Origin of the sequence: Paracoccus sp. (in: a-proteobacteria) (genome assembly GCF_046462195.1) — a bacterium.
Lineage (GTDB): Bacteria > Pseudomonadota > Alphaproteobacteria > Rhodobacterales > Rhodobacteraceae > Paracoccus.
On record NZ_JBKGUN010000219.1, the window covers coordinates 1 to 12,036 of the forward strand.

At 59.8% G+C, this 12,036-nt stretch carries 13 protein-coding genes and 2 pseudogenes; 9 read left to right on the top strand and 6 right to left on the bottom strand.

The window, feature by feature from the left end:
* The first annotated feature begins 304 nt into the window (after positions 1-304).
* Positions 305-481 (top strand): hypothetical protein, encoded by a 177-nt coding sequence (locus tag ACLHHB_RS13620; protein WP_410218826.1) that lies wholly within the window; start codon positions 305-307, stop codon positions 479-481.
* A gap of 112 nt (positions 482-593) precedes the next feature.
* On the opposite strand, the gene ACLHHB_RS13625 is transcribed toward ACLHHB_RS13620, so the two are convergent.
* Positions 594-1,745 carry an ATP-binding protein gene (locus tag ACLHHB_RS13625; protein WP_410218827.1) on the bottom strand — a complete coding sequence of 384 codons (1,152 nt, stop codon included), beginning with the start codon at positions 1,743-1,745 and terminating at the stop codon, positions 594-596.
* Between the two features lie 161 nt (positions 1,746-1,906).
* On the opposite strand from ACLHHB_RS13625, the pseudogene ACLHHB_RS13630 reads away from it, so the two are divergent.
* A pseudogene (locus ACLHHB_RS13630) lies at positions 1,907-2,629 on the top strand (IS5 family transposase).
* Between the two features lie 97 nt (positions 2,630-2,726).
* On the opposite strand, the gene ACLHHB_RS13635 reads toward ACLHHB_RS13630, so the two are convergent.
* The gene (locus ACLHHB_RS13635) at positions 2,727-4,181 is read right to left on the bottom strand and encodes a hypothetical protein (protein ID WP_410218828.1); all 1,455 of its coding nucleotides are present in this window, start codon (positions 4,179-4,181) and stop codon (positions 2,727-2,729) included.
* A 551-nt stretch (positions 4,182-4,732) separates the two neighbouring features.
* Between ACLHHB_RS13635 and fdhA the strand changes: the two genes are divergently transcribed.
* Complete coding sequence (gene fdhA, locus ACLHHB_RS13640; protein WP_410218829.1) at positions 4,733-5,917, top strand: formaldehyde dehydrogenase, glutathione-independent; 1,185 nt, start codon at positions 4,733-4,735, stop codon at positions 5,915-5,917.
* 175 nt (positions 5,918-6,092) lie between these two features.
* Here the strand turns inward: fdhA and ACLHHB_RS13645 are convergent, their stop codons facing one another.
* The 4 genes from ACLHHB_RS13645 to ACLHHB_RS13660 form a co-directional block, all read right to left on the bottom strand.
* Positions 6,093-6,998, bottom strand: a complete 906-nt coding sequence (locus ACLHHB_RS13645; RefSeq protein WP_410218830.1) for a 2-hydroxyacid dehydrogenase — start codon at positions 6,996-6,998, stop codon at positions 6,093-6,095.
* Between the two features lie 874 nt (positions 6,999-7,872).
* Positions 7,873-8,115 carry a hypothetical protein gene (locus ACLHHB_RS13650; protein ID WP_410218831.1) on the bottom strand — a complete coding sequence of 81 codons (243 nt, stop codon included), beginning with the start codon at positions 8,113-8,115 and terminating at the stop codon, positions 7,873-7,875.
* 20 nt (positions 8,116-8,135) lie between these two features.
* Entirely contained in the window at positions 8,136-8,504 is a 369-nt protein-coding gene (locus ACLHHB_RS13655; RefSeq protein ID WP_410218832.1) for a hypothetical protein, read from the bottom strand.
* Positions 8,505-8,663: 159 nt separating this feature from the next.
* Positions 8,664-8,891, bottom strand: coding sequence for a hypothetical protein (locus ACLHHB_RS13660; protein WP_410218833.1), 228 nt, complete (start codon positions 8,889-8,891; stop codon positions 8,664-8,666).
* Between the two features lie 77 nt (positions 8,892-8,968).
* On the opposite strand from ACLHHB_RS13660, the gene ACLHHB_RS13665 reads away from it, so the two are divergent.
* The 6 genes and pseudogenes from ACLHHB_RS13665 to ACLHHB_RS13690 all read left to right on the top strand — a co-directional run bounded on the left by ACLHHB_RS13665 (position 8,969) and on the right by ACLHHB_RS13690 (position 11,844).
* Positions 8,969-9,163: a PglZ domain-containing protein gene (locus tag ACLHHB_RS13665; RefSeq protein WP_410218838.1), complete on the top strand. Its 195-nt coding sequence runs from the start codon at positions 8,969-8,971 to the stop codon at positions 9,161-9,163.
* A complete protein-coding gene (locus ACLHHB_RS13670) occupies positions 9,153-9,530 on the top strand; it encodes a PglZ domain-containing protein (RefSeq protein ID WP_410218834.1) in 378 nt (125 codons plus the stop codon). The genes ACLHHB_RS13665 and ACLHHB_RS13670 overlap by 11 nt, the downstream gene beginning before the upstream one ends.
* Positions 9,531-9,636: 106 nt before the next feature.
* A complete protein-coding gene (locus ACLHHB_RS13675) occupies positions 9,637-10,119 on the top strand; it encodes a hypothetical protein (RefSeq protein WP_410218835.1) in 483 nt (160 codons plus the stop codon).
* Positions 10,109-10,678 (top strand): anti-phage BREX system Lon protease BrxL, encoded by a 570-nt coding sequence (locus tag ACLHHB_RS13680; protein ID WP_410218836.1) that lies wholly within the window; start codon positions 10,109-10,111, stop codon positions 10,676-10,678. Before ACLHHB_RS13675 ends, ACLHHB_RS13680 begins: the two co-directional genes overlap by 11 nt.
* 9 nt (positions 10,679-10,687) lie before the next feature.
* Positions 10,688-10,831: a BREX system Lon protease-like protein BrxL gene (locus ACLHHB_RS13685; RefSeq protein WP_410218837.1), complete on the top strand. Its 144-nt coding sequence runs from the start codon at positions 10,688-10,690 to the stop codon at positions 10,829-10,831.
* 82 nt (positions 10,832-10,913) lie between these two features.
* A pseudogene (locus ACLHHB_RS13690) lies at positions 10,914-11,844 on the top strand (IS5 family transposase).
* Positions 11,845-12,036 lie beyond the last annotated feature (192 nt).

Below are 12,036 nucleotides of genomic sequence, written 5' to 3' on the forward strand. Positions count from 1 at the left end.
GTGAAGCATATGGCGTCAGCACCACATCTAGGTATCTGGCGCCGCCCGACTGGTAGAGGGGCATGCAAGGCAGCTGCCGAAGTCTCTCGCCCCCTTGCAAACCGGGCATCGGCGTCATGTCTTGTGGACCTTTGTTCTGCTGCGGGCGGGACCGGAATCCCAAATTTCCAAACAGGCCGTCTGGTAATTCGGGCGCCTGTTACGACCCTTTCCACGATTTGTTGATTGCACTTAGGGAACAATCAGATCAACTTATGCGTGTAATTGTACAGACGATAAGGCGATGGCAATTGCAGGAGGCAACATGACGATCATCGACCGGGATATCTGTGCGTTCTTGCAGAAGATCGAGAATGGCCCTTGTGCCGGAAAAGGGGCTGATCCGGGCAGGCTGCTTTGCGATGCGCTGGAACGTGCCCAAATTGTCGTTTCTGCCGCAGGGCCCGAAAAGGCGGCACGCTCCTTTTGTCTTCATGCCTAGGCGCTGCGACTCTTGGATATGGAAAGCGATTATCTGATAGGCACTGTCAAAGGAGCAACGGTTGTTCCGCGGTCAGGCGTGCCGGCATGGGGCGTGATCATGAGGGCAGGGTTCAGCTGTTCTGCAGCATCGCGATGGCCACATCCAATGGGACAGCCCGAAGATCGGCGCGAACGGGGGCTTCTCGCGGACCGGCATACACCAGCAACCGCCGCGTTGCTCCGATGTCTTCAGCCGCAATGTGAAACCCGCGAGAAACCTTGGGCGCTGTGGTCCGCTTGATCTCGATGGCCCAGATTTCCCCCTGTGGCAGGCGCAGGATCAGATCCAGTTCCGCCCCCCCCGAACTGCGATAATAAAAGGGCTGGGTCCCGGCCGGGGCGGAGGCGACCAGGTTTTCCAGACAGAACCCTTCCCAACTGCCGCCGACGACCGGATGGCTCAGAAGGCTTTCCATGGTCTCCAGGCCCAGAAGGGCGTGAACCAAGCCGCTGTCCCTGACATATACCTTGGGCGATTTCACCAGCCGTTTTCCGACATTCTCGTGCCAAGGCATCAGCCGCCGCACCAGCATCAGGTCGACCAGCAGGTCCAGATAGCGTCCCACCGTCTGGCCCGAAACGCCCAGTCCTTCGGCCAGCGCCGCTGCGTTCAGCACTCCGCCCTGGGCATGGGCCAGCATCGTCCAGAACCGGCGCAGCGTCGCAGCCGGAATGCGCGGTCCCAGTGCGGGAACGTCACGCTCCAGATAGGTGCGCAGAAAATCCTCGCGCCAGTTCAGGCTGCCATGATCGCTGTTGGCTTGGAAGCTGTCGGGGAAACCGCCGCGCAGCCACAGATCGTTCAGCCTGTTTGCTCCGACCTCGGTCAGCAGCAGGGGCGGCATCTCGATATAGCGGACCCGTCCTGCCAGGGATTCAGCCGACTGGTGCAGCAGCACGTTAGAGGCCGAGCCCAGCAGCAGGAACTGTCCGGCACGATGCCCTTTGCGGCGCCGCATGTCGATCTGGCCACGCAGGCTGGAGAACAGGTTGGGCATCTGCTGGACTTCGTCCAGAATCACCAGCCGCCCGACCTGCTCATCCAGATAAAGGTCAGGCTCGATCAAGATCCGACGATCCGCTTCGCGCTCCAGATCCAGATAAACCGAAGGTCTCTGCTCTGCGATTCCAAGGGCCAAGGTGGTCTTGCCAACTTGCCGGGGCCCCAGAAGAACCACGGCGGCCTGCTCATCAAGGGCCTCCAGAAGAAGTCGGTCGAGCATACGCGGGAACATGGCTTGTATATACTCCAAATCATGGAAGATTTGCAAGGATATCTTTGTATTTTTTGGTTTCAGACCCATTGATCCCTTGTCTTTGCGAGGTTCAGGCTGCGCGAGGAGACCTAATCATGCGCAATTTTTATTGACTGACCGAAGGGCAGATGGAGCGCCTTCGTCCCTGATTCCCCAAGAACCATGGCCGTCCCCGGGTTGATGATCTGCGGGTGCTGACCGGCATCATCTTCATCAACCGCCATGGCTTGCGATGGTGCAACGCACCGAGGGGATATGGCTTGGCCAAGACGCGTCTCACAGTCGCTGGAAACGTCTGAGCGACAGCGGGGCCTTTTGCGCGGGTCATGATGGACCTGGCGTCCGAAGGGGCAGATCGCAAGACGCTCATGATCGACGCGACCCACCTGAAGACGCACCGCACGGCCTGCAGCCTGCGTGCAAAAAAGAGGAGCGCGGCCGCCAGATCGGTCGGACCGAAGGCGGCATGAACACAAAGCTGCACGCCGTCACCGACGCAAAGGGTCGTCCGATCGTGTTCTGCATGTCGGCCGGACAAAAACGACGACCACACCGGTGCGGTGGCGCTGCCGGGGTGCCTGCCGAAGGCCGAATGGCTACTGGCAGACCGGGGACATGACACTGACCGGCTGCAAGAAGCATCGGAAGACAGAGGATACAAGCTTGCATCCCGGAAATCCCGCAAGAAGGCCGTGAAATACGACAAGCGCCACCACGAACGGCGCGACCGTATCGAGATCACGTTTGGTCGCCTTGCAGACTAGCGGCGCGGCGCAACCCGCTATGACCGACACCCGGAAACCTTCTTTTCCCCCCTCATGCGCGTCGCGATCGTCTTGTTCTGGCTGTGAGACCCGGTGAATCCGAAGACGAGGTGACTGTCCGGATGATGCCTCGCCCCAAGTTGGAGGTGCAGCAAGCACAGAGCTTGCCAAAAGGCCCTGCAGCTTACCTGAACGCAAATCCTCTTGGATAATATCCGATGTCCCGGATCAGCATGTCCCCTGAAAAGCCGCGGCCGTCATCCGTGTTGTATCTTTCCGCCGAATATCGTTTGGGCGTGCGTACGGCGACATTGGCGATGGGAAACATCTCGATGCGGGTCTTCATGTCCTCGTGCCGGGCGAAAAGGCGCTGCGTGCCCAGTTCGACATCATCGAAGAAGAAGACGACTTCGGACTTGGTGGTGTCTTCCTCGTTCCAGACGATCGCGCAGGCATAGCTGTGGTAATCCTCGTGGACGCCTGTGGTGGTGCCGAAATAATGGTCGACCTCGACCTCGCTGCCAAAGGAGCTGACCCGCTCTCCGGAACCGGCGTTGCCGTAGTGCTGCGCCCAGTTGGTGGTATAGCCGGAAATCGGCACGTCATTTCCCCAGGTCTGGTTGAACTGCTCCATGATGTCGATCTCTGGCGGCCACATGCCATAAGCGTTGCGCCGCCCGCCATTGCCGCGGCCGATCAGCCAGAAGGCGGGCCAGGCATAGCGGCGGCGGCTGGTCTTGGCGACCATGCGCCAAACCCCTTCGGTGCCGCACACGTCATCCAGGCGATGGCCCTGGATCACGGCGGCCTGCTGCTTGAACTCCTGATCCTTGTAGATCAGCGGCTCGTCATCGGGAAAGGCAAAGGTATGCAGCCGCAATGCCCCCTCATCGGGATCATGGGTGATCGGCTTGTTCGCGCGGGGAAACACGTCCTCGTTCAGATAAGCGCCGGTTTCGCCGTTGCCCGTCTGGGAATGGCCATGGGTCAGACGCGAACGCCAGCAAGGACGGCCTTCCTTGTCATAGCCCGTTTCGCTGTGCTTCAGCGTGGCCGGATCAAAGCTGTTCTTGCGGACGGCATTGGACAGATCAAGCCGACGCAAGGGGCGGTGGAACTGTGGCGGCATGTCCGGGAACCGGGCGCCGTCGCGGAAGGTGCAAAGAACCGACCTGCCTTTCTGCTTGGAGCCCAACCCATGGACCCGGATGACAACCTTCAGCCGCTGCCCGTCCCGGTAGGCCGTCTCGGGAAGCTGGACCCGAAGATAATGGCTCAGGTCATCGCCCGGGGACCAGCGGTGAATGCCGCCCAGATCATAGCGTGCCTGGCTTTCCGCACCTCCCACGTTGATCGTCGCCATGCGGGCGTTGGCAACGCCGCTGACATAGGCATAAAAGGATTCGCGTTCCGTGTGATCGGCCGAAACCGGAATATGGATCACATTCTGCCCCGACGGCACGTCGATCTTGGACGGAATGGAAAGCCGGCTGCTCGACAGGACGTTCCAGATGGGCTCGGGGGCTTCGGATGACGGACCGGTGGCAGCGGCAGCCGGTCCCGAAAGGGCCCGAAGAAGGGCTGCTGATCCGGAAAGGGATCCGGCAAGGCTGAGAAGAAGCACGTGACGTCTGTCCACAGGGCGTCCTTTCTGAACGGATGCGGCAAGGCACCGAAGGGTGAGGCGGGTCCGTCATGGCCAGCGCAAAGTCGAGGCCGCAATCTAACTTGGCTGACCACCGTGTGAAAGTGTCGGGGCCCCGCATTTGTCAGCAAGGACAGGCAGGACAGGAAAGTGGCGCCGATCCGCGCATGTTCTCAGCCGTGCCGGTTGGCTGCATGCATGCCCTCGCGGAACAGGCAGTGATGCATTCTTTCCCTGTACGGGATCACGGCTGGCGATATCGACGGTGGCAATATGTTCGCCTGCTGCTCGAATCCTCAGGGGCTGTTTGAACAGACATTGAGAAAGCCGGCCACCCTGCGGAAGGATCGGCGATTCCTGCCTCCGCTTCTGGCGGCAGATCAGCCAGGCGTTGGCTCATGAACGACGTGAAACTACTGGCGCCCCGTCGCATGTGTCCTGCCACGGCATGAAGTTTCCGGGCATACTCGGTGGAGCAGGATCGGCCGCGGTTCGGGTCAATTGGTTTCCGACCGGGGAAGTTTACCAATGTGGAGGAGCAACGGATGAGCAGCAACAGAGGCGTGGTTTACGTGGGTCCCGGAAAGGTCCAGGTCGAGGATATTCCCGATCCCCGGCTTCAGGCGCCCGACGGTCGCAAGATCGGGCATGGCGTGATCCTGAAGGTCGTTACCACGAACATCTGCGGTTCTGACCAGCACATGGTGCGAGGCCGCACCACTGCCGAGCCAGGACTGATCCTAGGCCACGAGATCACCGGAGAAGTGATCGAAAAGGGCAGTGACGTCGAGATGCTGGAGATCGGGGACATCGTCTCCGTTCCCTTCAACGTGGCCTGCGGGCGCTGCCGCTGCTGCCGCTCGGGCGACACCGGCGTCTGCCTGACGGTGAACCCGTCGCGCGCCGGCGGCGCTTACGGTTATGTGGACATGGGCGGCTGGATCGGCGGGCAGGCGCGTTACGTCATGGTCCCTTATGCCGATTTCAACCTGCTGAAGATCCCCGATCGGGACCGCGCCATGTCCAAGATCCGCGACCTGACCATGCTGTCGGACATTCTCCCGACGGGCTTTCACGGTGCCTGGAAGGCCGGCGTGGGCGTCGGATCGATCGTTTATGTCGCGGGGGCGGGGCCTGTCGGCCTGGCCGCGGCGGCCTCGGCCCGCATCCTGGGCGCAGCGGTCGTGATGATCGGCGACTTCAACAAGGAACGGCTTGAGCATGCCCGCAAGGTCGGGTTCGAACCTGTGGACCTGTCGCAGGGCGACAACCTGCCCGAGATGATCGCCCAGATCACCGGCAGTCCAGAAGTGGATGCCGCCATCGATGCGGTGGGCTTCGAGGCGCGCGGCCATTCGGGCGGCGAGCAGCCGGCCATCGTGCTGAACCAGATGATGGAGATCACCCGTGCCGCGGGCCAGATCGGCATTCCGGGCCTTTATGTGACCGAGGATCCGGGTGCCGTCGATGAGGCCGCCAAGCAGGGCAGCCTGTCGATGCGCTTTGGCTTGGGTTGGGCCAAGGCTCAGTCCTTCCACACGGGCCAGACGCCCGTTCTTCAGTACAACCGCCAGCTGATGCAGGCGATTCTGCACGACCGGCTGCCGATCGCGGATATCGTCAACGCGACCGTGATCTCGTTGGAAGACGCCGCCCAAGGCTATGAAAGCTTTGACCAGGGCGTTGCCAAGAAGTTCGTGCTGGACCCCCACGGGATGCTGGCCGCCTGATCACCACAGGCGCGCCTATCTGGCGCGCCTGTCTTTTCAAGCCCTGGGCGACTGCGGGTTCGATATCGCAGGCTCATGACCGGTGCCCTCCCTGCACGCCTTCCGGAGCAAGGCGTGCAAGATCTTTACCCGGAACTCGTTGTCGCCCGTCTACCGGCTTTGGGGCCTTGGCCTGTCAGGTCAGGGCTTCGGCCAGCCTTGCGATCATGGCCTCACCCATTGCGGCACGGGTTTGCGTCGTGGCGCTGCCGACATGCGGCAGGCAGATGACCCGATCATCCTGAACGATCGAGGCGGGCACATGCGGCTCTTGCGCAAAGACATCAAGCCCCGCACCCGACAGTCGTCGTTCGGACAAGGCCAAGGCAAGGGCGGCCTCGTCGATGACCGTACCCCGGGCAATGTTTACCACAAAGCCATTCGAACCCAAGGCCTCGAAGACCTTCCTATCCACGAGACCCTCGGTTTCAGGCGTGGCGGGACAGCAGACCGCAAGCACGTCGCACCATTGCGCCAAGTCGATCAGGCTGTCGTGATAGCGATGGACAACAGGCTGACGGCTGCGGCCGTGATAGGCGATCTCGCATCCGCACACCTCCAGCCGCCGCGCCAGTTCCTTGCCGATATGCCCGAGGCCCAGAATGCCCACCTTCATGCCGCGCATCGAGAGGCCCAGCGGCGCCTGCCCATTCAGCCAATCCCCACGCTGCAGGAACCGCTCTGCCTCGCCAAAGCGCCGCACGGCACCCATCAGCAGCCACAGTGCCGCATCGGCCACGTCTTCGGCCAGGATGTGAGAGGTGTTTTCCACCGGAATGCCGCGACGGGCGCATTCCTCGGTGTCGATCTGGTCGAGGCCCGCAGAATAGGATGACACGATCCGGAGATTCGGCAGTCGATCCAGCAGCGCTGTATCGACGCGCCCCTTGCCGGTACCTGCAATGCCGCGGATGTCCTGACCGTTGCGGGCAAGAACCTCTTCGCGTTCGGCGGGTTCCTTGGGCAGGCGAATGACATCGAACCTGGCTTCCAGCAGGTGCTGCGTTTCCTGGGGAAGGTCGGTCGTTTGCAGAATGATCATGCGATTCCTCTGGTTGCTGGATGCCCGATCCATTGTCGTGACAAAGGCGGGCGGAATTGGCCAATGCAGGATGCGCAGGCATGACCGCAAAGTGCAAACCCGGCGCTGCAAGCTGTAAGGTCGCCTAAGGTCATGGCGCCGGGCCATCTCCGATTTTGCGCCATTCGCGAAGGGTCGACACGCAAACCGGCGGCCGCACGGGACCTTTCGGTGCGTTCACGGCGCTGTTGCGCAGCATGTCGCAACCGGAACGGCGGCGATCAGCCTTTTGACAGGTGGATGCTGCGGATCGCCGATGCTTCTTTGGTGTGCCAGTTTCAGCGATCTTGTCCAGATACATGACAGTGGCGTGTTGGCTGACACGCTTGACCGGGGCCATATCTGCTGAAAGGTCCTCTGCTCCTCGCGGCAGGCATCGCAACAAAGGCTTTGCAGCCCGAGGATGTCCTGACGCTGCAGGCTGATCTGCCCCTGCGCGGCGGGGGCAAGCGCGTCAGTGACGGGCCAATGGTCGATTCGCCGCGACCCCGTTTGCCGGCAATTCTCGGATCACAGGTCCAAAAAAGCTCCCCTTCACCGCATGGGGGTTGCGCCAATAGGCCGGTTCATCAAGCTTTTTGCAGGGATGTTTCCCATCATGCCCTGACAGCAGGGGCAGCAAGGCACTCGGCTGATCGGGCGTGGGGAGGCAGGAGTGTGTCGGCGTCGATCGTCCACGCGCAGCGCAAGGAGCTGCGGCTGTTTGGTCATGGCGCCCAGCACGAACGGCAGCGAGCAAGATGAGAACAGGATGCCCCTGCCGGCAAGGGATTCTTTCCGGCGGGGCTAAAGAAAGACTGCTCTAAGCCGGTCCATTTCCTGAAGTGATATGATGTCAGCTCAAATAAGGCGCGAGATCTGGTCGGAGATAGATATTACTGTGTGGTTTTGGAAGCGGCAGGGCAACAATTGCGAGTCGATTAAGCCGAGCCTGAACGCTTCTTGCTTGAACATGCTCGAAGTGGGCAAGGCGGCCCAGCGTTTCGTATCGAAAAAGAAAGTCAGCCATTGCTTCAGGGGTGATGTACCGCTTGAGCTGGCGTGTTCGATGGTGCGGGAGACGGATGACATCAATCATGCGCTCCCGTATGAGCAACGTCATGGTGCTGCTGCACACGTGAAGGAAATGTCTGGCGTCATCGATCCCTCGAAATCCGGTCGCTCGTAGGTGTCACGCATCTCCTCCAGGTCAAGGATGATCGAGCGCAGGCCAAAGCAGCCAGCCTGGCTATGGACCTTCCTCAACCGCTTCTCCCAGTTCAGTCGAAGAAGATCGACGAGTTGTACCTTGAAGATGACGGGTGCTCGATCGATGGGAACCTTGGTCTGATCGAGACGATGAACCTGGAGTGCGCTGCCCATCATCCGGTCTACAAACTGCTCCAGGTCCGAAGGATGAAACCTCGGCACTTGCTTGGGGAAGTCGACGAGTGGTTTCAGCCAGCCAGCATAAACGACTTTCTGCAAGGTCGCGGGGCTTGCACCAATGCGCAGTGTCGCGCCAGTTAAGGCCCATATCTAGAGCGAAATCCTGAACGTGTGTGGTGCCGTTGCGTGCCGCGAGGCGCGATACCCACGACGTCGCCGCCTCATGTACGGACGGCTCAACAGTCAGGCTTAAGCGGCTCATGACCGTGCCCGCAAGTTGGCAACTGTCGATCGAGGCGAAGGATCGCTACTGCCAAACAGCTTCCGCGTGTCGATGGACTGCCAGTTTTCAGCGACAATGGGGTCGAGAGCGTCTGCACAACTTGCTTTCCGCCTGTAGGCTCTGCGGAACGCATCCACGGTCAGATCCCGCTCCTCGTGAAGAAGCGCTTCTTCGACCGCCGAGATGATCAGTTCGATGGTCAAACCAAGCTCATTCGCGGCGGCGTGGATCAGGCGGCGTAGGTGCTCTCCCTTGTTGACTTCGGGTCGCGCAGTCAGGGCTGCAGTGTTCGCATAGCGACGCGTTCCGCTATGAGGCGGCGCAGGAACTGACTGGAGAACTAAACGGGCGTTACCGATTCACGGCATCCACCAAGTCCCAGCTCGGTGTACTGCCGTCCTACACGGGGCTCGGGATGGCGAGCCTTCTGCCCCACACTTCGTTGGCCTACAGTGTGTTGGAACGTGCTGGTTGATGGGAAATCCTCCATCGGTCTGGTGAACCATCAGAAAATTCTGGCGACTATCGGTGGCACCGCCATTCTCGCCGACGATTTCCTGGCAATGAGCAAGCTCCAAGGGCGCGATTTCATCAAGCCACATCGCGTCATCTACATCTACCACAACCAGATAGACCAGACTGCTGACACAGGGAACGAAGACAAGACTTTCCAAGCTGTTCGTACCACTATCGAAGAGCTTGGGAATTTAGTCTCTCGTATCATCAACAACCTGAATGGAACTACATTCTTGTCACTGCGGATCATGGCTTCGTTTACCAGGAAGGCGTGCCCGCCGAGACTGACAAGAACCCGATCGCGGACAAGCCAGCGGGAACTGTGATTTCCAAGAAGCGCTATCTTCTGGGCAAGAACCTTCCTGACCACCCCGGTGCTTATCACGGAACGACGGCAGTTACCGCTGAAGCAAGCGGCGATATGGATTCTGGGTGCCACGCGGCACAAATCGTCTCCACTTCATTGGCGGCTCGCGCTTGGTGCATGGCGGTGCGATGCCTCAAGAGATCATCGTGCCCGTCATTCAGGTGACGCAGCTCAAGGGCAAGAGTGCCGCGAAGACACGCACACGGCACGTCGGCATCAGCGTGCTCGGTAGCAACTTCAAAATTACCACGAGCAGATATCGCTTCAGGCTGATCCAGACCGAGGCGGCATCAGAGCGGATCAAGCCGCTGCAAGCAAAGATCGCAATCTACGATGGGGGTGAGCCGGTAACAAATGTCGAGACATTGTCGTTCGAAAGCAGCTCAACCGACATGAATGAATGGCGACAGGAGGTGTGGCTGACGCTCGCAAGCCAGACTTTCGAGAAGAAGAAACTCTACAACCTGATCGTCCGCAACGCCGAAACCGGTGTCGAGCAAGCGCGGATGGACGCAAGCATAGACCTGGCATTCCATAATGACTTCTGAAAACGCAACCTTAGGAGAAAATCTTGATGAACAGCTAAACCGTCAATTTGTCGGAAAAGTCGTTCGCAAGGACTTGACGAAACTTCTCAAGGAGGGCCCGAAATTGCTCGTCTACGTCCTTGAGTATCTGCTGGGCATGTATTGTGCCTCGGATGACGAACAGATCATCGAAGAAGGTCTGAAGACGGTAAAGACCGTTCTGGCGGAAAATTATGTCCGGCCGGACGAGGCAGAAAAGATCAAATCCAAGATCAAGGAACGCGGTAGTTTCAAGGTCATCGACAAGGTTACGGTCCGCCTAAATGAGAAGCGTGATACCTATGAGGCTTTGCTCTCCAATCTGGGGATCAAGGACGCTGAAGTTTCAGCCAGCGATGTGAAACGCTACGAGAAGCTGCTGGTTGGCGGAATTTGGTCGATCATCACGGTGCACTACTACCATGAGGAAGGGAAGAAGGGCTCGCCGTTCTCGATTGGCGATCTTGAGCCCATCCAGATGCCAAACATGGACATGGAAAAATCCTTCAAAGCGCGCAACCCATTCTCCGAAGACGACTGAATCAATGTTTTGCTGCGTTCGACGGGAGTGGAACCGACGGTTCTTGAGCCGCGTGTGCGCTGGCACCTTCTCCCCAGGATGATCCCCTTTGTTGAGAACAACTACAATTGCTGCGAGCTCGGACCGCGTGGAACCGGCAAAAGCCACATCTAGAAGGAATGTAGCCCCAATAGAGCTCTGTTGCGCAAATCCGGCAGGGATTCATGTGGTGTGTCTAGTGTGGTAGCTGGCCTGCATGAGTAAACCGACACCGCCGACCTACAAGACCACGAACTGGGCTGCTTACAACGGGGCGCTAAAGCGCCGCGGGTCACTGACGATATGGTTCGATCCGGAGATGAACTGGGCTGCCAAACCTTCCGGCAGGAGGGGGAGATCGAAGACTTTCAGCGACGCCTCAATCCAGACGTGCCTGACCATGAAGGTGCTATTCGGCATGGCGCTTCGGCAGACGACGGGCTTCGTGGAGAGCCTCCTGCGGCTGACAGGTCTGGACTGGATTGTGCCGGATTTTAGCACGATCTGCCGACGTCAAAAGACGCTTGCCGTCAACATCCCGTATCGCGGCGCGAAAGGCCCGCTGCATCTGCTGATCGACAGCACCGGCATCATGGTCGAAGGGGAAGGTGAGTGGAACGCCCGCAAGCATGGTGGCCCTAAACAACGTGTCTGGCGCAAGATCCACATCGGTATCGACGAGAAGACCCTGGAAGTCCGAGCCATTGAGATCACCGGCAGCAACATCGGTGCGTCCCCGGTATTGCCACATCTGCTCGACCAAATTCCGCACAATCAGCACATCGGCAGCGTGATCGCGGATGGTGCCTACGACACGCGCCGATGCCACAACGCCATCGCTGACCGCGGTGCGACCGCAGTCATCCCACCGCGCAGAAATGCCCAGCCATGGAAGCCCACCACCGCCGGCGCCATCGCCAGGAACGACGCGCTGCGCGCGTCAAAATATTTGGGTCGGGCGCTCTGGCGGAACTGGAGCGGCTACCACCGCCGGAGCCGCGTCGAGACAAAGATGCACTGTATGAAGCTGCTGGGTCAGCGCCTGATGGCGCGACTTTGACCGCCAAGTCGCGGAGGTTCAGGTGCGCATCGCGGTCTTGAATGGCTACACCGCCCTTGGCATCCCCGTCACAAAAGCCGTGGGATAAATCCGTCTGGGGAAAGGGGAGCCTTATTCATCAGCTGATTTGCGCAACAAAGCCCGCAGGAGCGCTGCCGCACTGCAGCCGGCAGCTTGCCCCCGCCTTGCAGGGGAGCGTCAGAACGACGGATCTGATTGGCGTTGATGATGTGACCGCCCCCCGACGGCATCTGATGTGCCAAGGTGGGTCTGCAACGAT